The 20,758-nt window shown below is 57.3% G+C and carries 21 protein-coding genes; 10 read left to right on the top strand and 11 right to left on the bottom strand.

Annotation, left to right across the window (positions count from 1 at the left end; genetic code table 11):
- Positions 1-14: 14 nt before the first annotated feature.
- The 5 genes from P8935_RS22770 to P8935_RS22750 form a co-directional block, all read right to left on the bottom strand.
- Positions 15-2,249 (bottom strand): xanthine dehydrogenase family protein molybdopterin-binding subunit, encoded by a 2,235-nt coding sequence (locus tag P8935_RS22770; RefSeq protein ID WP_348262606.1) that lies wholly within the window; start codon positions 2,247-2,249, stop codon positions 15-17.
- Between the two features lie 51 nt (positions 2,250-2,300).
- Positions 2,301-4,589 carry a xanthine dehydrogenase family protein molybdopterin-binding subunit gene (locus P8935_RS22765; protein ID WP_348262605.1) on the bottom strand — a complete coding sequence of 763 codons (2,289 nt, stop codon included), beginning with the start codon at positions 4,587-4,589 and terminating at the stop codon, positions 2,301-2,303.
- Between the two features lie 21 nt (positions 4,590-4,610).
- Positions 4,611-5,600 carry a xanthine dehydrogenase family protein subunit M gene (locus P8935_RS22760; protein WP_348262604.1) on the bottom strand — a complete coding sequence of 330 codons (990 nt, stop codon included), beginning with the start codon at positions 5,598-5,600 and terminating at the stop codon, positions 4,611-4,613.
- Between the two features lie 42 nt (positions 5,601-5,642).
- Complete coding sequence (locus tag P8935_RS22755; protein ID WP_348262603.1) at positions 5,643-6,368, bottom strand: (2Fe-2S)-binding protein; 726 nt, start codon at positions 6,366-6,368, stop codon at positions 5,643-5,645.
- A gap of 245 nt (positions 6,369-6,613) precedes the next feature.
- The gene (locus tag P8935_RS22750) at positions 6,614-7,048 is read right to left on the bottom strand and encodes a MerR family transcriptional regulator (protein ID WP_348262602.1); all 435 of its coding nucleotides are present in this window, start codon (positions 7,046-7,048) and stop codon (positions 6,614-6,616) included.
- A gap of 320 nt (positions 7,049-7,368) precedes the next feature.
- On the opposite strand from P8935_RS22750, the gene P8935_RS22745 reads away from it, so the two are divergent.
- The 4 genes from P8935_RS22745 to P8935_RS22730 all read left to right on the top strand — a co-directional run bounded on the left by P8935_RS22745 (position 7,369) and on the right by P8935_RS22730 (position 9,461).
- Entirely contained in the window at positions 7,369-7,827 is a 459-nt protein-coding gene (locus tag P8935_RS22745) for a nucleoside deaminase (protein ID WP_348262601.1), read from the top strand.
- Positions 7,828-7,868: 41 nt separating this feature from the next.
- Positions 7,869-8,648, top strand: a complete 780-nt coding sequence (locus P8935_RS22740) for an NIPSNAP family protein (RefSeq protein ID WP_348262600.1) — start codon at positions 7,869-7,871, stop codon at positions 8,646-8,648.
- 61 nt (positions 8,649-8,709) lie between these two features.
- Entirely contained in the window at positions 8,710-8,841 is a 132-nt protein-coding gene (locus P8935_RS22735) for a hypothetical protein (protein ID WP_348262599.1), read from the top strand.
- A gap of 218 nt (positions 8,842-9,059) precedes the next feature.
- On the top strand, positions 9,060-9,461 hold the full coding sequence (locus tag P8935_RS22730; RefSeq protein ID WP_348262598.1) for a hypothetical protein: 402 nt from the start codon (positions 9,060-9,062) through the stop codon (positions 9,459-9,461).
- A gap of 82 nt (positions 9,462-9,543) precedes the next feature.
- Here P8935_RS22730 and P8935_RS22725 read toward each other — a convergent pair whose 3' ends face one another.
- Positions 9,544-10,851, bottom strand: a complete 1,308-nt coding sequence (locus P8935_RS22725; RefSeq protein ID WP_348262597.1) for an amidase — start codon at positions 10,849-10,851, stop codon at positions 9,544-9,546.
- 152 nt (positions 10,852-11,003) lie between these two features.
- Between P8935_RS22725 and P8935_RS22720 the strand changes: the two genes are divergently transcribed.
- Positions 11,004-11,456 carry a hypothetical protein gene (locus tag P8935_RS22720; protein WP_348262596.1) on the top strand — a complete coding sequence of 151 codons (453 nt, stop codon included), beginning with the start codon at positions 11,004-11,006 and terminating at the stop codon, positions 11,454-11,456.
- 49 nt (positions 11,457-11,505) lie between these two features.
- On the opposite strand, the gene P8935_RS22715 is transcribed toward P8935_RS22720, so the two are convergent.
- The 4 genes from P8935_RS22715 to P8935_RS22700 form a co-directional block, all read right to left on the bottom strand.
- On the bottom strand, positions 11,506-12,390 hold the full coding sequence (locus tag P8935_RS22715) for a branched-chain amino acid ABC transporter substrate-binding protein (protein ID WP_348262595.1): 885 nt from the start codon (positions 12,388-12,390) through the stop codon (positions 11,506-11,508).
- A 62-nt stretch (positions 12,391-12,452) separates the two neighbouring features.
- Positions 12,453-13,355: a M28 family peptidase gene (locus P8935_RS22710; RefSeq protein WP_348262594.1), complete on the bottom strand. Its 903-nt coding sequence runs from the start codon at positions 13,353-13,355 to the stop codon at positions 12,453-12,455.
- The gene (tatC, locus tag P8935_RS22705) at positions 13,352-14,143 is read right to left on the bottom strand and encodes a twin-arginine translocase subunit TatC (protein ID WP_348262593.1); all 792 of its coding nucleotides are present in this window, start codon (positions 14,141-14,143) and stop codon (positions 13,352-13,354) included. The genes P8935_RS22710 and tatC overlap by 4 nt, the downstream gene beginning before the upstream one ends.
- Complete coding sequence (locus P8935_RS22700) at positions 14,136-14,741, bottom strand: twin-arginine translocase TatA/TatE family subunit (RefSeq protein ID WP_348262592.1); 606 nt, start codon at positions 14,739-14,741, stop codon at positions 14,136-14,138. The genes tatC and P8935_RS22700 overlap by 8 nt, the downstream gene beginning before the upstream one ends.
- 296 nt (positions 14,742-15,037) lie before the next feature.
- Here P8935_RS22700 and nadA point away from each other — a divergent pair, with 296 nt between their 5' ends.
- Complete coding sequence (gene nadA, locus P8935_RS22695; RefSeq protein WP_348265369.1) at positions 15,038-16,165, top strand: quinolinate synthase NadA; 1,128 nt, start codon at positions 15,038-15,040, stop codon at positions 16,163-16,165.
- A gap of 16 nt (positions 16,166-16,181) precedes the next feature.
- Here nadA and P8935_RS22690 read toward each other — a convergent pair whose 3' ends face one another.
- Positions 16,182-16,547: a VOC family protein gene (locus P8935_RS22690; RefSeq protein ID WP_348262591.1), complete on the bottom strand. Its 366-nt coding sequence runs from the start codon at positions 16,545-16,547 to the stop codon at positions 16,182-16,184.
- Between the two features lie 165 nt (positions 16,548-16,712).
- Between P8935_RS22690 and P8935_RS22685 the strand changes: the two genes are divergently transcribed.
- From P8935_RS22685 to P8935_RS22670, 4 genes are all read left to right on the top strand, one after another.
- Positions 16,713-17,156: a DUF2203 domain-containing protein gene (locus P8935_RS22685; RefSeq protein ID WP_348262590.1), complete on the top strand. Its 444-nt coding sequence runs from the start codon at positions 16,713-16,715 to the stop codon at positions 17,154-17,156.
- Between the two features lie 30 nt (positions 17,157-17,186).
- Complete coding sequence (locus P8935_RS22680; protein WP_348262589.1) at positions 17,187-18,122, top strand: ornithine cyclodeaminase family protein; 936 nt, start codon at positions 17,187-17,189, stop codon at positions 18,120-18,122.
- A gap of 147 nt (positions 18,123-18,269) precedes the next feature.
- Positions 18,270-19,445, top strand: coding sequence for a beta-propeller fold lactonase family protein (locus P8935_RS22675; protein WP_348262588.1), 1,176 nt, complete (start codon positions 18,270-18,272; stop codon positions 19,443-19,445).
- A gap of 58 nt (positions 19,446-19,503) precedes the next feature.
- Positions 19,504-20,754, top strand: a complete 1,251-nt coding sequence (locus P8935_RS22670; RefSeq protein ID WP_348262587.1) for a GW dipeptide domain-containing protein — start codon at positions 19,504-19,506, stop codon at positions 20,752-20,754.
- Positions 20,755-20,758: the final 4 nt, after the last annotated feature.

Below are 20,758 nucleotides of genomic sequence, written 5' to 3'. Positions count from 1 at the left end.
GGATATATTCTCGCTCAGGCCTCGAGAATTTTCGATTCCAGCAGGTTCTCGATCCTCACGGGCAGTTCTCGTACGCGAACGCCGGTAGCATGATGCACCGCAGCAGTGATCGCAGCGGCAACACCAGCGAGCCCAATCTCACCTACGCCGCGCGCGCCATATTCGCCCATAGCTGGATCGGGATAGTCGAGGAATGTCACGTCAATCTCCGGAGCATCGGCACACGTCGCCATCAGGTAGTCCGCCATATTTCCATTGATGGGCTGACCGGTACGCTGATCGTAGCGCGTCTCTTCAAGCAGGCCCATACCCACACCCATTACGACGGCGCCTGCGATCTGGTTGGCTGCGGCCTTGGGATTGATGATCCGGCCGGCGTCGATTACCGTTACCACGCGGCTCACGCGCAGGCGCGCAATCTCCGGCTCCCATTCCACTTCCACGAATTGCGCTCCGTAAGAGTGAAGCGAAACGTTCTTTGCTTTCGGATCTTCCCACGACGGTTGCGTCTTACCTTCCGCGCTCAGTCCATTGAGACGGGCCATGCGCAGCACATCGGCAAACGCGACTCCGGATACTGGTGCCTGATCTTTCTTGTGGATGCGGCCTTCTGTGAAGACAAGATCGTCAGGCTTTTCTCCGTGAACAGGAGAGCCTTCGACGCCTGTAGCCAGAGTGGCCAACTTCTTGATGGCTGCTGTTGATGCATTCGAGATGGCGTTCAACACGGATCCAGTTACCATTGATCCGCCTGACATGGGTCCATCGGGAAGCGCACTGTCGCCCAGCACCACGTCAATGCGATCGAAAGGGATGCCGGTCTTCTCGTGTACGACCTGCGCAAAGATCGTGTATGTGCCAGTGCCAATGTCCTGCGTTCCACTCCTGACGGATACGCGGCCGTTGGCGTGAAATTCGACGGTGGCTGTGCAAGGCAGGGTCACGGCGACCCAGCTTGCTCCGGCCAGACCCCATCCCAGGATCTTTCCATCGCGTCGCATCGAGCCTATCTCTGCCTTGCGATGTTCCCAGCCGAACTTCTTTGCGCCCACTTCAAAACATTCGCGGTAATGCCGCGACGAAAACGGCATCTTCTTGTCTTCGTCTTTTTCTGCGTCGTTCAAGATGCGGAGTTTCAACGGATCGATTTTCAATTCTTCCGCCAACTCGTTCATGGCGGATTCAAGGGCATAAAGTCCCGGTACCGCGCCAGGGCCGCGCATGTACATGGGCGCTCCCACGTTGCGATGCACAATTGCGCTGGTCACTCCAAGATTGGCGACACTGTACAAATAAGGTGTTGCCTCGCCACAGCCTTCGTCAAAATCGTCAAGCATGGAGGAAATATTCAAATAATCGTGTTTGAGAGCAAGCAGTTTGCCGTCCTTCGATGCACCGAGCCGCACGCGCTGTTCAGTGCGGGGCCGATAGCCGACGCTGGAGAACATCATGCGCCGGGTAACGCTGAGCTTTACCGGCCTCCCCAATTTGCGCGCAGCCACCGCCGTCATCGCGCAATGCGGCCAGGGAAACAGCTTTCCACCAAAACCCGATCCCAAAAAACGCGTCACCACGCGCACATTCTCAACGGGAATACCGAGAGTTTGTGCCATCACCACGCGATGATTCACGACGCCTTGCGAGGTTTCATACATGGTCAGGCGATCGCCATCCCACACTGATACTGAGGCGTGCAGTTCGATGGGGTTGTGCGTCTCAATCGGAGTGATATAGGTGTGATCGACCTTGACAGGGGCGTCCTTAAACGCGCTCTCAAAGTCTCCGCGCTCGCTGCCCTTCTTGCGCTCACCTGCATAATCGTCAAGACTGGCTCGAAGCTTGGTGGGTTCCTGATCGTATTCTGCATGCACGGCCGCAGCTGCAGCAGTCGCCTGTTCCAGCGTTTCGGCAACGACCACGGCGATGTACTGGCCCCAGTGGCGAACGACTTCATCTTCGAATGCTGAGCGCACCTCACTGTTCGTCGCATTGTCGTCACCGGGAACCGTTCGATATAGTGGCCCGATGTTGCCGTGGTGCAGCACGAGCAAAACGCCGGGCATCTTCTCGGCTGCGGATGTATCGAGCGCGCGGATGCGGCCACTTGCAACGCTTGCGACTACGGGCATCGCGTATGCCATACCTTCGAAGTGGAAGTCAGCTGCGTATTGTGCCGTGCCGGATGTCTTCTGAGGTCCGTCAATGCGAGGCGTCGGTTTTCCGATAATCGATGCCGGGGTCGTGCTCATGCTTGCCTGCCCTTCGTGCTTATGCGTTCCAAAATTGGCTCTCAAATATCATCAAACTTCGCGAATCTCCGATTTCAGCAGATCCTCAATACGAACTGGGAGTTCGCGGACACGGACCCCCGTGGCATGGTAGACCGCTGCCGTGATGGCGGGGGCTACGCCTGCCATTCCAATTTCGCCGATGCCGCGTGCGCCGTATTCATTCACGATCAGGTCGGGATAGTCTAAAAACGTTACGTCCAGATCGGGAAGGTCTGCACAGGTGGAAACCAGGTAATCTGCGAAGTTGCCGTTGATTGGCTGTCCGCGTTGCGGATCATAGACGGTGCCTTCAAACAGCGTCATGCCGACGCCCATTACGGCCGCGCCCAGAATCTGATTGGTTCCAGCCTTGGTGTTGATAATGCGACCGCAATCGAAGATGGAGAATATCCGGCTCACGCGCAGCCGCGCAATATCCGGTTCCCATTCAACCTCGGCAAAGTGCGCACCATAGGAGTGCAAAGAGTACTGCTTCGCCTTGGGATCTTCAGAAGAAGGATTGGTTTTTCCGTTGGCGATGAGCCCCCTGACGTTTGCCATCTTGAGCACTTCTTCGAAAGGAACGCCGTTGGCGGTCAATTGTTCATGGGGGTGATAGGCAACGCCGACTACTTGCGGCTCTGTCTTTGGATAGATCATTCCGTTAGAGACGGCCAGGGTTTCGGGCTTCATGTCGTGGAATGGTGATTTCGGCGTTAACGTCGCGATGTGAAGAAGCCGCGTGACGGCCTGATTGACGGCGCTGGTGGCGGCAGGAAGGATGGCGCTCGTTGCCATGGAACCACCGGAAGTGGGACCTCCCGGCAATGAAGTGTCACCGAGGAAGACATCGATGCGATCGAGTGGCACGCCAGTCTGCGCGTGAATCACCTGCGCAAAAATCGTATAGGTTCCGGTGCCGATGTCCTGCGTGGCGCAGCGAACGCATACGCGGCCGTTGGCGCATAGCTCGACACTCGCATTGCACGGGATGCGCGCTGCAGACCAGGAGGCCCCGGCGAGACCCATGCCAATGATCTTTCCGTTGCGGCGCATCGATCCTATTTTTGAATCGCGTTGTTTCCAGCCGATCTTTTCAGCGCCGGTGGTATAGCACTCCTTCAGATGTCGCGATGAGAAGGGAAGATTCTTGCCTTCGTCGCGCTCTGCATCATTCATCAGGCGCAGCTCAAGAGGGTCGATGTTGAGCTTATCGGCGAGTTCATTCAATGCCGATTCGAGCGCAAATAATCCCGGCACCGCGCCAGGCCCGCGCATTGGTGCCGGTGCGCCAACGTTGCGCCGCACCATCCCTGTTGTCACTTCAAGATTCGGACAGCTATAGAGAAACGGCGTCTGTTCTCCGCAATGTTCGATGAAATCATCGAGCTGCGAAGTCTGCGTAAGGAAGTCGTGGCGAATCGCGGTGAGTTTGCCATCCTTCGTTGCGCCGAGACGGATACGCTGCTCGGTACGCGGGCGGTGACCGACATTGGAGAACATCATGCGGCGATCGACGCTGAGTTTCACCGGACGGTTCAGCTTGCGAGCCGCGGCTGCTGCCATAGTTGATTGCGGCCACGGGAATAGCTTGCCGCCGAAACCGGACCCGATGAAGCGCGAGATCACGCGCACATTCTCAATCGGGACTCCGACCGCCTGCGACATCACGGTGCGATGATTCACCACGCCCTGCGAGCACTCGTAGAGTGTGAGGTTGTCGCCATCCCAAACGGCAACAGTTCCGTGCATCTCCATGGGATTGTGGGTTTCAACCGGAGTGGAATAGGTCTGGTCGATTACTACGGGAGCGGTCGATAGAGCCTGGTCGGGATCGCCGCGCTTCCAACTGCTCTGGCGCTGGCCGGTAAAACCGTCGCCGAGTTTCGTGCGGACGTCCGGCTTGTCGGCGTCGTATTCCACGCGCACAGCCTCGGCGCCCGCAGTGGCCTGTTCCAAAGTCTCCGCTACCACGAGAGCTACAAATTGACCCCAATAATAGACTTTGTCATCCTCAAAAGGCGGCCGGGCCTCACTCGTTGTACCGTCTTCTTCATGCGGAAAAAGCCTGTAAACGCCTTCCATGTTTCCGTAGTGAAAGACGTGCAGCACTCCCGGCATTTTTTCCGCCGCCGAAGCGTCGAGCGATCGGATGCGTCCGCTGCCGATCGTGGCCTGCACTGCTACCGCATGTACCAAGCCTGGAAAATCGTGGTCGACCGCGTAGCGAGCTGTTCCGCTGGTCTTCAGGGAGCCGTCAATGCGAGGCACGGCAGAGCCAATGATGCTTGCATGGGTGGGAAGTGTGTCCGTCGCCATGTGAATCTCCTTCAAATGCAACTAGGAAGTTGCAGTTTTGAGCGAGCGCACCAAACAGCGCTTGGCCAGTTCTACTTTGAACGCGTTGTCCTTTTGCGGCTTAGCCTTTGACAGCGCAGCCTCGGCTGCTGCCTTGAAAGTTGCCGCAGTTGCAGGTTTGCCCAGCAGGGCCGCTTCAGCTTCGCGGGAGCGCCATGGCTTGGTGCCCACCCCACCCATGGCGACGCGGATGTAGCGGATATGTCCGCCTTCAACCCGAGCCACGATCGCCGCCGACGATAAGGCGAACTCGTAGCTGGCGCGATCACGGAGCTTCAGGTAAGTTGACTTCGCGCCTTCTACCGGCTTGGGCAGGTCAACGTAGGTGATCAGGTCGCCGGCTTCCAGTGCATTCTCAATATTAGGAGTGTCGCCGGGTAGCGTGTGAAAGTCCGCGATGGCGATGGTCCTTTTTCCTTTAGGGCCTTCAACGTGAATCACTGCTTCTAACGCGGCCATGGCCACGCACATGTCGGAAGGATGTGTCGCAATGCAGTGCTCGCTCGTGCCGAGGATTGCATGGGTGCGGTTGAAGCCTTCGAGAGCCGCACAACCCGTTCCCGGCGCGCGCTTATTGCATCCGTATCCGCCCGGCATTCCAGCGGTGGGTTCCCGGAAGTACGCGCAGCGCGTGCGTTGCAGTAGATTGCCGCCCGTCGTAGCCATATTGCGTAACTGCGGCGAAGCGCCGGAGAGAATCGCTTCAGACAGAACGGCGTAGGACTTTTGAACGTCAGCATTCCACGCGAGATCCGAATTGCGCACCATTGCGCCGATTCGTAGTCCACCATCCGGCAACTTCTCGATCTTGTCTAAGGGCAGAAGATTGATGTCGACCAGTGTCTTCGGCTTTTCCACGCTTAGCTTCATCAGGTCTACCAGCGTGGTGCCGCCCGCAATAAACTTTGCCTGGCTTGCGCTCGCCAGTGCTTTGTCGATGCTCGGAGCTTTGACGTAGCTGAAGGTTTCCATGATCTCTCCCTTTTCGTCAGTCCAATCCAACCGTGCGCCTGGCTATGCGCGGGACCGGACTTGCCGCACCGCGGCCACAATGTTGGTGTAGGCGCCGCACCGGCAGATATTGCCCGCCATTGCGTGCTTGATGTCTTCGTCTGATGGACCGATCGGCTCTTTCAAAAGTGCCACCGCGCTCATGATCTGGCCACTGGTGCAGTAGCCGCACTGGTAGCCGTCGTGCTCCACAAAGGCTGCCTGCATGGCGTGTAGATTTCCCGGTTGTCCGACACCTTCGATGGTCGTGATCTCGTCGCCCTCGTGCATGACAGAAAACGAAAGACAACTATTCACGCGGCGTCCGTTGACGTGAACCGTGCAGGCACCGCACTGCCCGTGATCGCAGCCCTTCTTGGTTCCGGTGAGATGAATGCGCTCGCGAAGCGTGTCGAGCAGAGTTGCTCGCGGGTCGAGGTTGCGCAGGGTGAAGTCCTTGCCATTGATGCGCAGGGTGACGTTGCCCGTACCGCCGGTTTCTGCTTGTTCTTGCGATGCGGGCTCAAGCACTGGAGCGGCATTCGCCAAGGGCGCCGCGCCAGCGAGTACGCCTGCGGCTCCCAGACCTGACAAGAAAGACCGCCGGCTGAATCCGCGTTTGCCCGCCGATTCAGATTCCGTCAGTGGCTCGAGATCAACAGACTGCTGATCGGGCGCAAAATTATTCTTGGTGTTTTGAGGGGTGTGTGAGCGCAGATGGCTAAAGCGCGTATCTATATTGTCTGCCACAGGTCGACCTCCTAGAGACAGGACTGAGTTCGAGTTTTCTTGAGCAAGCCGGCGCATACGAGCAAGGGAAACGTCCCAACCCTGGGGAAGCGCCGTGCCGATATCCTAACCAAATCCCCTTATATGTGGGAAACGGGGTTTTGAGCTTACGCAAGTCGGGCCTGGGCAACCAATCACATATCAGGCCTATTCCCCGCCAAACCTCGTATCAGATGGCCTTAGGGGCGCTCTGGAACGGGCCGGTACTAGCTGGCTGTCGCGAGTTCGCTCTCTGTCTCCTGATCGACAGCCTGAGGGCCCCCGATCCGAGTCCGCTCTTCAATCACCTTGTAGTTGGCGATCTTGTGGGTGAGAAGAGCATGTGCCTTTTGCAGCTCTCCGATTTGCGCAGCGATACCGGCCTGGTGATCCTCGAGCAGTTTGCGACGCTCAAGCGACGTCGCATCGCCCTTTTCACGCAGTTGAGCATAGCGCTGCATCTCACGAATGGACATGTTGGTGGCTCGCATGCAGTGCAGGAAATTGAGCCACGCCTCGTCCGCTTCTGAATAGCGACGATGACCGTTGCGCGCGCGTCCAACCGGCTGAATCAGGCCGACGCGCTCATAGTAGCGCAGAGTGTGCGCGGTCATTCCGCACCGCTCTGCCATGCTTCGAATGGTGTATCCAGCATCTCTCACAAATTCAACCTACATCTTTGAGCGCGCTCACAGTCAACAGAGTTGCGAGCGGTTTTGGGCTAGCTGACTGCATTGGCCAAAATGAAAATCCGATGGGATTCCGCAATGATCTATTTTTTGAATTACATAGCGCGAATCAATAAGAAGGTCTTTGATTTTGACTTAACAATTCTTAAGGATGTATGACCGAAACTGGGTGTCCCAGGTTTCGAAGATTCTTGAATATTTTCAAAACAATATTTCGAAGTCAGATGCCCCTTCGGCAGAACCAGATGAAACGCACCGACCGGGTGCGGCCGCGTCCCGTATGATCGTCAACCATGCCGACCAACACGAAGACTTACGACGAGATGCTGGCCGTGGCGATTGAACAAGCTCGCTACGGACGCATGGAAGGCGGGATTCCCATCGGCGCAGCGATTTTCAGGAAATCCGGCGAACTGATCAGCAGCGGGCATAACCGGCGCGTGCAGCAGGGCGACCCCAGCATGCACGGGGAGACTGATGCGTTCCGCCGAGCCGGCCGCCAGCGCAGCTATCGCGACCTGGTGATGGTGACGACGCTGGCTCCCTGCTGGTATTGCAGCGGGCTGGTGCGCCAATTTCATATTGGCACGCTGGTGGTCGGCGAGAGCCGGACATTCTCCGGCGGGATTGACTGGCTGCGCGAAAATGGCGTTGAGGTCATCGATCTCGATAGCCGGGAGTGCCGGGAACTGCTGGAAGCCTACATCGCAGAACACCCGGAGATCTGGAACGAAGATATCGGAGAAGAATAGCTTGATCTGCTGACGCTATTTGAATTTTCTGGAGAGTGCCCATGGATCGCCGCAAGTTTCTAGCCTCATCTCTCGCTTCTTCAGCGCTCGCCGTTTCATCCGCTTCAGGACAGCAGGGTTCCGTCACGCGGCCGCGCGAGTTTTACCACCTGCGCCGGTACACCCTGCAAACTGGTCCGCAAGTGGCGATGACGGAGAAGTACATCAGCGACGCGCTTATCCCCGCACTGGCAAAACGGACTGGACCAGTGGGCGCGTTCCGGCTCGATATTGGCCCGGAGACACCTACGTTCTACGTGCTCATTCCCACTCACGAGCCCGCAATAGCGGGGGCGCTTGAGCTGGAACTGAATCTCGACACTGACTATGTGAAAGCCGCCGAGCCTTTCTGGAGCGCGCCCGCATCTTCGCCCGCCTTTCTACGGATGGACTCGTCTCTGCTGGTTGCGTTCGAAGGCTGGCCGCGGATTACGCCCCCCGCGAAGGGGAAGCGGATCTTCCAGCTTCGCACTTATGAGAGTCCCAGCTATCGGGATCACATCGTCAAGGTTCAGATGTTTCACTCCGGTGAGTTCGAGATATTCAAGAACGCTGGATTTCAAATGGTGTTCTTCGGCGATACGCTTATCGGGCAGCGTATGCCCAGTCTCACTTACATGCTCAGTTTTGCGGACTCCGCAGATATGGATGCGAAGTGGAATGTATTTCGCAACGATCCCGCGTGGAAGAAGCTGTCAGCTGATCCGCGGTTTGCGTTTGAAGCGATCGTCAGCAACATCACCAACCTGGTGCTGAGTCCACTGGCCGCTTCGCAGATTTGAGGCGGAATTTTTTGAAAAGTCCACAGTTTCAGCAAATCAGTCGAAGGTCTATTCCTTTTAAATGGATTGGTTTAACCCGAGCCGCGAGACCTTTGGTGTTGACACCGGAACGATCAGGCAGGCATTGAAGCGAAGCAAGCTCATCGATGCGGGCAGCCGGGCCAGCAACACGGTCGCCGCATCCCTTCTTTGAGCTCCGAGCAGACCCTTTCGACATGCTGGCGCCTGGTCTCAGGTTTTTTGACGGATATGGTCCAGCAGATCCACTCGTTTCTGGCTAGCGGCGTTATGTCTTCCCAAGCAGCTAATGCCTCTTCGTCGGACGCGAGTGCCTTTCGGAGATCAGCCGGAAGGTCATGAACCACGCCTCCGGTGACTCGAACCGTCGTCATACTGTCACCTCAAGATTGGATGATCAGCAAATCTCACCGCTGGCGGCCTGCCCTCTTTACTGACTTCTTTATGGATCTTTTGGCGGCCCTTTTGGTAGCAGTCTTCCTGCCGGCAGCTGGTTTCGAGTCCTTTTTAGCCGGCGACTTTTTGGCAGGCACTTTTTTGGCAGCCTTCTTCGCCTTGGCTTTCTTTGCGGCTGGTTTTGCAGTTTTGGCGGTAGGTTCTTTTTTGAGTATCTCGGAAACTGCAGCCATCGCCCCGCCAACTGCGGTTTTGACGGCGCCCGCCACGTCCGATGCCATCGCGATCCCTACGCCTACCGTCTCCCCAGCCTTATCGACTATCGTTTTCTTCGCCATTCTCACACCCTCTGATTTGTGTTCGTGCGCCGTAACGGATTGTAGAGGCATATCGGAATAAAAGTGCAGGATTCTTTTGCGTTCCACTGCAGACCGTTGGCGGTCGAATGCTTCGCCGCAACTGTGGTCGAGTGTTTGTCTGACTACGCAGTGTTGCTTCTCCGCTGCGATCCTATGCGTGCGGAGAACGCGAGGAGGCTTTCATCGTTTTCGCGCGAGGCGGCGAGTTGGATGCCGCCGACGGAGCAGGGAACGGTCACTACCGGAACTCCCGCGAGGCTGAAGGGGGTGGTGTAGCGGAGAATACGGCTGCGCGCCTGGCTGTTATCGGCGCCAATGTTGAGGCGCGTTACGGGCGATGCGGGCAGGAGCATGAGTTGGTGGTCGTGGAGAAGATCGTCAACTCGAGCGCGAAACTCGGCGTGACGTTCGCGCAAGGCAGCAACCTCCGCATCGGTGATGCGCGCACCCCATTCGAGGCGTTCGCGAATGGCAGGCTGAATCCGGTCGAAGTGGCCGGCATGAAGACGCGCCGCTTCCCAAGCCTGGATAGGCGCAAAGATCTCGAATGAATCTGCCCACCAGCTGACGTCGACCTTGGTACTTTCTAGTCCCAGCGCGTGCAGTTCGCGCTCGGCTTGACGGAGTCCTTCAAGGATCGCGGGTTCGCAATCGTGCAGGAACGCATCGTGAACCATTGCGAACTTTTTGAACTCGTGAATGGGGGTGGTTCTGCCGGGAACGAATGTCTCGGCGAGCAGAGGTGCGTCCTCAAGATCGCGAAACAGCCAGCCCATGGTGTCAAAGGACTGAGCGAGGTGCGCTGCGCCGCGCCAATCTCCGCGGCCGATGGACGCGCGATACCCGGCTAATCCGCACAGGGCTGCGGGACCGCGCACAGAGCCGCCGGTGTCCGTTCCTATGGCGGCAAATGCCGAGCCTTCGAGGATGCTCGCGGCAGCTCCGCTGGAAGAGCCGCCAGTGAGCGCGCCGGGATTTCCGGGCTGCTCGCAATCGCCGAACTCGGGATTCTCGCCGGTGATGCCGTAGGCCAGCGGGTGGAGATGAGTCTTGCCGGTGATTACCGCTCCGGATTTGCGGAGTTGCTCGACGAGCCACGAATCATGCACGGCGATGCCGTTGAGATCGCGATAGAACTTGACTCCGCAACTTGTGGGTGCGCCGGCCAGGTCGAAGCAGTCCTTCACCGATATGGGGACGCCCCATAGAGGGCAACGCCCGTCGCCAAATCGACCGCCGGACGAGCGAGGAATTGCTGCGGCTTGCGCTGCTTCTTCCATCGTCCACGCGGGGTCGCGCCATAGATAGGTATTTTTGCCGGCGTTGCGATTAGCGCATTGCAAAGCTCTCTCGGCCAGATCAGCGGGTGTGACGCCTCCCTGGGCAAGAGCCTCGCGGGCGTCGCGAATCGTGCTGGACAAGGAGTCCATGCCAGCATTTTAGGCCTGCGGGCGAGGGCTTGGGGAAATTCGACTGCGGGGTTGTTTTCGAGTGGCGGTCACTTGCCCGGAGTCAAAAAAATGGGAGGAAGTATTCGGTGGTAAACTCCTCGCGAACAAGTTGAATCGAGGGAAAGTTCGACATGCGACTGGCCGTTGCAATCTCTGCTCTTGCATGTTTGCTATCCACGCATCCATTCGTCGCCCAGTCGCAGGCCCAAGTTGACATCTCTAAATCAACCGCAGATAGAGGCGGGGTGGAAATTCTCTCGGACACCCATGGAATTGATCTCAGCAAGTGGCTTAAAGAGTGGCATCGTGAAACAGAAAGAAACTGGAAGACTCCCAATCCTTCCGAAGTCATCCCTCTCAGGCCGAAGAAGAGCATAGCCGCGATTCGATTCAAAGTCATGCCAAACGGACGCTTGAAGGATGGCAGCATGGTTCTGGAAAGCCGCTCGGGAATCACCGCATTCGATCGGGCTGCGTGGCTTGCCATCATTGATTCGAAATATCCATCGCTGCCAAGTGACTTTCATGGGCCCTACATCGAATTGCGTGCCTATTTCGTCTATGGCATTGAGTCGCAGCAGTAGCTTAAGAGTGATCCTCGCTGCGCCCGCTTAGGGTGATGAATCTGATCCATCAGGGAATGTGGGTTTCGTCTGCAGGGGCAATCGGTTTGTTGCCAGCGATCCAAGAGACTACGGCGCATATAGCAAGGATGGCGCCCATGATGGCCAGCGAAATTGTGATCGGCACTTCGAGCCAATGGGACGCCAGCATCTTGAAGGCGACGAAAGCCAGCATCGCGCCGAGCCCATAGTGGAGGTAGCGCAGTCGATCGAGCAGTGCGGCAAGAGCGAAGTAGAGAGAGCGAAGACCGAGGATCGCTGCGATGTTGGACGTGTAGACCACGAAGGGGTCGCGCGAGATGGCCAGGACGGCGGGGATGGAGTCCACGGCAAACAAGACGTCGGTGACTTCGACAGCCAGGATGACTGGAAGCAGCGAACCCTTGGCCGGCTGCAGACGCTGGATCCACGCGGGGATGGCTGCGCGCGCAGAGCCACCGCGCACCAGGCGAAATGCGGCGTACAGCAGGAAGACGCCAAAGATCCAGGTGATCCAATCAAAGCGCTGGATCAGGGTGACACCCATTGCGATAAAGAGGGCGCGCAGAAGAATGGCGCCGCCAATTCCCCAGAGAAGAGCGGTGTGCTGCCGCTTCTGGCTGATGCGAAATCCTTGAAAGAGTACGAGAAAGACGAACAGATTGTCGACGCTGAGCGAGGTTTCAATGGCGTATCCCGCCACGAATTCGAGGGCGTTGTGATGGCTCTGCGCGACCGCCATCCAGATGGCGAAGACGGCAGTGCAGACGACTAATACGCCGGTCCATATCCACGCAGCTTTCTGACCCCGCGGCTCTTCGCGGCGGCTTGCCGGCAGAAAAGCATCCACCAGCAGCAGCGTAACGACTGCGCAGTGAAACCCGATCCACCATCCCCAGGAAGCGCCGGCAATCATTGTTTGATCATCTTATATGGACAGAGGGCAGGGAACAGGGAGTAGGGACCAGGGAAAACTGTTCACCTTTGGTTGATTAAGCGGATCGTTTCCATGAATACGTCGCCATCAATCGCCAGGCTGCGCGCACTAACTTTGTCCATGGTGTCCTGTGCGGAGTGGTGGTAGCTGTTGTTGGGTCCGTAGTCGAGATCGATGACATCAATGGAGGGAACGCCGCGCTGGACGAAGGGCAGGTGATCGTCATCCACTGCCTCTTCGGTCTGGAAGAAATAATGCTCGTCGCCGGATTTCTTCGCCGCCTGGCGAACAAGGTCGACAAGCCAATCGGTTGATCGAGTTTCACGCTGGATATTCAGATTCTTGTCCCCGATCATGTCGGCAAGCATGAAGGCTTTGATGCGGCCCAGGGTGCCGTTGCCACCCCATTTTGCGGCGAGGTGACGGCTGCCGTAGGTCGAGTCGGATGCGGACCACTTTTCGATGGCTTCCTCGCCGTCGAAGAAAACCAGCCACACCGAATAGCCTTCGAGCTTTTTGCCGCGAAGTTGATCCGCAATCGCCATGAGCAGGCCGGTGGTGGCGGCACCGTCGTTCGCGCCTACGAAGTTGATATTGCGGAGCGGGTAGTTGGTCTCGTAGTGCGTGCCGAGAACGATGATGCCGTCCTTGGTGCCCTGAAAACGCACGATGAAGTTGCGCATCGCGACGGGCCCGATGGGGGTGTTGGCGGTGAAGGTGTCCTCTTCAAGTTGATCGTGCTTGAACTGATTGCGGATGAATTCCTCCGCTCTGATGTGTCCCGGACCGGTTGGCCAGCGAGGGCCGATTGCGGCGAAAGATCGCGCGTACTCGTAGGCTTTGCCGCCATTGAAGTGCGCCTGAGCGGGAGAAGTCTGCGGAAGCAGAAGACCGACGACAAGAACCACGGCCGCAGCAGCATCCCGGAGTTCGGAAAAACTCATACCGCGGCCTCTTTGGCCTTTCTGCGGGAGGGATGCACCCACCACGCGACTCCGATACCTATGAGGTAGAGAGCGAGCATCGGGATTGCATAAATGCACATGGTCCAAGGGTCGGGGCTGGGGCAGATGATGGCGGCAACGATAAAGACCGCAAGTATAGCGTAGCGGATGTTCTTCCAAAGAAAGCGAGGGCTAACGATTCCGAACATGGCCAGGAAGAAGATGAGAATCGGCAATTCAAAGCTGATGCCAAGTCCAAGAATGATGGACAGGAAGAAGCTACTGTAGTCCTCAATGGTGATCATGGGCGTGAAGTTGTGGCCCATGTCGATGATGAGGATCTTCATCGCGCCCGGCAGAACGTAGAAGTACCCAAAACTTGCGCCAGCCAGGAAGAGTCCCACGGTGGCCGCCATGAAAGGTATGACGAAACGCCTTTCCTTCTGGTAAAGGCCGGGGGCGATGAACAGCCAGACCTGGAAGAGGATGAACGGGCTTGCGAGTATGGCTCCGGCTAGCAGTGCAACCTGCAGATACAGGTTGAGCGCATCCATAGGATGGGTGAAGACGAGGTTTTTGCCGATCTTAAGGAGCGGCCCCTGGAGAAGGTGAAGCAGCCAGTCCTTGAAGATCCACGCCACTATGAATCCCGCCGCGAGGTAGAGGGCTGAATGCACAATGCGCTTGCGGAGTTCGTCTAAGTGCTCCATCAGGCTCATGCCCGGGAGTTCAGCGCGCTCAGAGACTGCGGCGCGCGCCTTGCCGATGGCTTCCACGGCATCAACCATGCTGGTTCAGTGCCTCCGCGGCGTCTGCAGAGTGATTGCCGTTTGTCCCTGATACTTCGGCTCCATCGGAAACGGGTAAGGTCTCAGGCTCAGCAGCTAGCTCTGAAGCCCGGCCCGGCCGCGAAACAACTTCGCCGACGGAAGGGGGCATGATGCGCGGAGTCGATTCCTGGGATGAGGGCTCACCGAGTGTTTCGGGTGGATACTGCGCGGGATAGGTGCCTTCGCCAGGATAAGGGCTTTCGATCGGCTTTACGGGTGCCGGTTCGGCAGAGACTGAGGCTTGTTCGGTGGCGGCCAGCGCAGCCAGAGACTTCTGCCGTTCTTCTTCCTTTTTGCGGCGATCAGCTTCCTCGGATAGGCGCAACTCCTCTTCCATCTGAAACTTGAAGTCATTTGAGGCTTTGCGGAACTCGTACATGAGCTTGCCGATCTGCCGGCCTATCTGGGGCAAACGCCTGGGACCAAACACCACGAGGGCCATCACCATAAGGATGAGGGAGTCCACCATCGAGACGGTGCCCAGCAGGATTGGAGGGTGTGCGGCCATGAAGGCTAATGATAACTGCACGTGTGCCGCACTCACAAACATGTCCATCACTTAGCCTCACCCCTTGAACGCACCGCACGTGGGGGTGGATGCAGGGTCTTTGGTAAAATGGTTTCGATGGAACGCGATTTCGCTGACTCGATTTGCTGAGTCCCGCGAAAAGTCACAGCATCCATTGTGTGTAGGCTGCAACAACCCCGTGGGTGGGGTCGCCTTTAGAAGGTCGGGCAAAACCGCCAGACCCCAAAAGCGACAGTGCATCCGCTGCAGCCGGTAATTGCTTTCAACATCCCCGTTCGCTGATTCGAGAGAATCGAGCGGACTGAAGGCGGACTAAGGTGAACCTGATTATTGACGAAGAAACGGCGGTCTCGCCGGAGACCGGCAATGCCTGCAGTCTCGAAAACTACCTCGCTCTGCCAGATCACAGCATGGACGAGCGGATTGCGAAAGCCCGCGAGCGGCTTGGCGCAACAACTATCCTGCTTGGTCACCACTACCAGCGTGACGAGGTGATTCGGTTTGCCGATTTCACCGGCGACAGCTACAAGTTGTCGAAGATCGCCTCGGAGACTGAAGCGAAGTACATTGTCTTTTGCGGCGTGCATTTCATGGCGGAGAGCGCTGACGTGCTTGGCCGCGATGAGCAGCAAGTCATCCTGCCGGACCTGAATGCCGGCTGCTCGATGGCCGATATGGCGGAGATTTCGCAGGTGGAAGCCTGCTGGGAAGCACTCGAGCGGCTGGGCTTGGCGGCGGACACTATTCCGATCACCTACATGAATTCGACGGCAGCCATCAAGGCTTTTTGCGGAGAGCGTGGAGGGCTTGTTTGCACTTCATCGAACTGCCGTGCAGCTTTTGAATGGGCTTTCGCGCGTGCGAAGAGAATTCTGTTTTTACCTGACCAGCACCTCGGCCGCAACAGTGGTAACGCCATGGAAATCCCGCTTGCAGAGATGCCCGTGTGGGACCCGTGGGCTCTGCAGGGAGGCCAGACAAAGGCAGATTTGGCCAACAGCCGCATTCTCCTCTGGAAGGGGCACTGCTCGGTGCATCAGCGGTTTCTGCCGAGCCATGTTGACGAGGTTCGTGCCAAGCATCCGGGCGTGCAGGTGGTCGTGCATCCGGAATGCCGGTGGGAGGTCTGCCAGAAAGCGGATGCCCTGGGGTCGACCGAGCGGATCATCAAGATTGTGGAAGAGGCTCCGACGGGGACCAGCTTTGCGATCGGCACGGAGATCCATTTGGTCAACCGGCTGGCACAGAGATTCTCAGCACAAGACAAGCGCATTATGAGCCTCGAGGATCACGGATGCCTCTGCACCACGATGTACCGCATCAGTCCGCAGCATCTCGCTTGGGCACTTGAGAATCTGGTGGAAGGCCGCGTTGTGAACCAGATCAAGGTACGCCCCAGTGTGAAGAAGTGGGCGCGGGTGGCTCTCGACCGGATGCTGGAAATTGGCTAATTAGCTGGCGGTCTGCCTAGGCTGCATCTTCTTCGATCGGCTCGGTGAACTTCAGTTCGTTGCCGAATTCGTCGCGAACGCGAAACTCGCGATTGCCCCAGGGCTTGCGCTCAATTTTCTGGGAGATGATTGCGCCTGAGGTCTCAAATTCGCGGAAGAACTGATCGAGCCCTGACGTGAAGATGTGAATGCCAATCGAGTCGGGCTTCAACGAACCGGCGACGAACAGGTGAATAGCAACACCGTCTCGCTCGACGATTGCGTACTCGTTTCCAGGAAAGCGCAGGGCAACCTCGAACCCAAGTTTCTTTTCATAATAGGAGATGGCGCTGTCCAGGTTCGCTGAGGGCAATTCAGGTGCAATGCGCTCGAGTCTGGGCATGTGGATTTCTCCATCAAGGGGAATCAGGCTTGAAGGTGACAGGGTAGCAGTCGCAAAACTGCCGGTCCAAGTTTTTTTGATGGACAGTAAACCAGCATTACGCCAGTGACCGAAGTTTCTGGTTGATGCAGCGTATCCGTCGTATGCTTAAGATAAGGAACTGGATTGAAAACATTCACGATTGACGAAGCGCAGTCATTGCTCCCGCTGCTGGAGTCGCTACTGAAGCGGGCTACAGAGGGCAAGCGCGCAGCACAGGCTATCGAAGCGGAACTGACAGAATTGGGCCGGCGCATATACCTGACAGGTGGCATGCGCGTGAACCTGGCGGAGACCGGGCGCAAGCGTACGGAGATGGAAGCGCACCTGCAGCGCGTCAAGGAAAGCATAGCTGAAATTGATTCCATCGGAGTGCAGGTGAAGGATGTCGAAACGGGGCTGCTCGACTTCCCCTGTCGTGTAGATGACCAGGTGGTGTTGCTGTGCTGGCGCATGGGCGAGACCGCCATCGAACACTGGCACACGATTGAGGACGGCTTCCAGGGTCGTAAGCCGGTAGACGAACGCTTCAAGCGCCGCTCGAATTCGAGTAATAACCGTCCCAACTGAACTGCCGCGCCTTGTAAACTGGCAACCTCTATGTACGTTTCCGAGCAAGAGGTTCGCGCGGTCCTCACCTACGAAAAGCTTATCCCTGCCATTCGCCAGGCCCTGATTGATTATTCGGCGGGGCGCGTGAATCAACCGCCGCGAATGATTCTTCGCGCCGACAATGCAGAGGGCTATCGTAACGGCTGGTTTGGTGTGATGCCGGTGGTGGCTGGTGACGTGATGGGTGTGAAAACTGTTACGTTCTACGCCGGCAACGACGAACTTGGCTTACATACCCACATGGCGATTGTTGAATTGCTGAATCGTGCCACAGGGGAACCATTGGCAGTGATGGACGGCCGGCTGATCACGGAGATGCGCACCGCCGCGGTTTCTGCGGCAGCATTCTCCGGGATCGCTCCGCTGCATTTTTATTCGCCGCCGACGAGCCTTGGCATTATCGGTTCGGGCGTACAGGCGCGCGCGCACATCGAAGCGCTCAAGCATGTATGGCCGGAGATGGACGAAATTCGCATATCGAGTCGCAACGCTGCAAACGCCCGCCGCCTTGCCGGTGAAACGAATGGCCGCGCAGTTTCTACTGAGGAAGCGGCTGCGACCGATGTTGTCCTGGTGGTTACAACGTCACCGGTTCCTGTACTGAAGGGATGCTGGCTGAAGGCAAACGCACTGGTGATTGCGGTGGGCGCAAGTGGTGCTAGTCTGCGCGAACTTGACGATGAAGCCATGCTTTCGAGCTACGTGATTGCGGAAGGCAGATCGTGCGTAGAGCGTGAGTCCGGTGACGTCCTGCTTTCTGGAGCGAAGGTGAAAGCGGAGATCGGCGAGATACTTGCCAATCCTGGGGCCGCCGACCTCCCCCGGGATCGGCGCATTGTTTTCAAAACCGTGGGTATGGCCATCGAAGATGTTACGGCTGCAAGGCTGGTGTGGCAATCGCGGCAGGCGGCGTCGGGCGATTAACAATTTAGAGCGAAACAAGAACATCGCGCGTCCTTGCTTGCAGATGGGAAAATGGGAAATCCTCGTCCAAGCTGAAATAGGACAGAAGCGCTGGGAAGCGGTAACCTTAGAACGGCATAGGGCATCCCCGATTTGGGAAGGACGGCCATGAAGATTCGTTATTGGGCGAGCTTGGCGATTGCAGCTCTGTGCCTGACAGGCTGCTCGGGATTCTGGAACGCACTTCCTTCTACTGGTGGCGGGACAGGCACAACGACACTGAGCAGCGGAGACTTCTACGTCTTGAACGTCGCGACCAGTCAGATGGTTGGTCTCTATGTGAACGCCGGGACTCTTACCGCGATTGGTAACCCCTACACGTTGTCAGCCGCTCCTATAGCCATCACTGTTGCCCCCAATAACGCCTTTCTCTACGTCAGTACGCTTGGGGGCATCTTCGTTTACACCATTAATGTGTCGACGGGCCAATTGACGCTGGGCAATAACGGCCAGGCGATCACGCCGGATGCCGCTACAGCCATGCAAGTCGATCCATCGAATTCATGGTTGATCGAAGGCGGAACCGGCACGCAGGTCATCAACGCAATCAAGATCAATTCGTCGACGGGAGTGCTGGCGGTATCGGGAGAAGCGCAAATCACTGCTGCCTTGCCGAAGACGACAGTGAACCAGGTAGCCATTTCGCCCGACGGTACTTTCCTGCTGGTTGCCAACGGCTCTGGAGGAACTGTAACCATTCCCTTCAATGCCGCGAACAACAGTCCATTCGGTTCGGTGGGAGTCATCAATCCGGTAAGCGCCACAGGGGCTTCTCTGTCGGTGGCATTCGATCCCATCGTCACTGGTTCTTCAGCGCCGCGACTTTTCTACATTGGCGAGACCGTCGCCACCTCCGGTTCGAACACCGGTGGTTTGCGCGCATTCAACTTCAGCACGGTGAAAGAAATTTCCGGTTCGCCCTATGCGATTGGCGGGCTGGCACCCTCTTCCATTCTGCCGTTTTCCACCGGCGATTTCGTTTACGTGGTCAGCCGCCAGACCAGCAGCGGAGCGACCGGCGTTATCGCGGGTTTTTCGGTCACCTCAGCAAGCAGCGCTTTTACCCTCACAGCTTTGGGCAGCACCTTTACGACCGGCAGCAATCCACAGGGTCTGGTTGAAGACAGCACGCACGCTTTTGTTTTCGCTGTTGACTTTACGGGAAGTCCTGACCTCATCGGTTACACGATTGACAGCACCAAGCCTGGGTATCTTGATCCGGTAATCTCCAACTCGACCGGGACGGATCCTGTGCAGGCCGGTGCGATTGGTGCGCTGCATTGATTCGCGGCCCTGTCATTGCCTGAGCATAGCTGCTATCCTCAGGTAGATTCTCTTGGTTGTGCTCACGCAATTGGCAAACTTCAGCGTTTCCCATCTTCGCCCCACTGTGGCTGGATTTCCCCTGCTGCTGATTGTTGCTCTGGTGCTTGCTTCGGGGTGCAGTCGGCTGCGGCACGAACAGCACGAAGTCGTTTACGTCTCGGCGCGACAGATGTATCTTCACGACCGTGTCGCCGCTGTCTCCAACCGCGTTGGCGAAGTCGTGAACGGGCAGAAGCTTGAGGTGCTGGAACACGGGCGCCGTTTTCTGCGCGTCAAGACTGATAAAAATGAAATTGGATGGCTCGAAGAACGAGCCGTGATTGACGCCAACGATTTCAAGGCATTCGCTGATCTAGCCGCGCAGCACAAAAACGATCCGGTGGTGGCGACCGGCAGCTTGCGCGACGACATTTATCTGCACATCAGTCCTGGCCGCAACACTGATCGTTTTTATCTGCTTCGTGAAAATGACAAGGTTCAGCTGCTGGTTCGCGCTTCTGTTCCGAAGGTGGCACCGGGCGCGCCTGCACCGGTGAAGCATACTGCTCCGGCCCCGGCTAAGCCGGCTAAATCCTCTGCGCCGGCGCCAGCCAAACAAGAGCCGGCCATGCCTTCGACAGTTAAGCCCGCTACAGTGAAGTCCACGGCAGACGATGATGTCGAGGCGGAAAAAGAGGACGCGCCAGAAGTTCCAATGGAAGACTGGTGGCTGATTCGCGATGGCCAGGGAAAAGTCGGGTGGCTTCTCGGAAGTCGCGTGGACGTGGATGTCCCCGACGAAGTTGGGCAATACGCTGAAGGCCAGCGCATCGTGGGAGCTTACATTCTCACTAAGGTCAACGATGCCGAGGCGGATGTTCCGAACCACCAGGTTCCGGAATATGTGACAGCTCTGAGCCCGCCGAAGTCAGGGCTGCCCTTTGATTTTGATCAGATTCGTGTCTTCACGTGGAGCGTCAAGCGGCACCGGTATGAGACTGCGTTCCGAATTCATCCTATCCAGGGATTTCTACCGGTTCGCGTGTGGAGTCAGCCTGGACAGAGCGGTACGGAGCCGGTATTCAGCTTTCAGATCGCGGGTTCTCCCGACGTAGCGATCGATCCAGCTACAGGAATCACGAAGCCTGCAAGTACGCGCACGATTACATATGCGATGCGCGATAACATGGTGCGCAAGATCGGCCCTGACATGGCGCCTATCCCCACGACCCACTTGCCGGGAGAAAAATCGAAGCCCGGAAAATCGGCAAAGAAGAAGCACCGGTAAGCGC

The organism is Telmatobacter sp. DSM 110680, from assembly GCF_039994875.1.
Classification (GTDB): Bacteria; Acidobacteriota; Terriglobia; order Terriglobales; family Acidobacteriaceae; genus Telmatobacter.
Note: the sequence above shows the minus strand (reverse complement) of the source record. Positions and strands in the feature narration are given on the sequence as shown.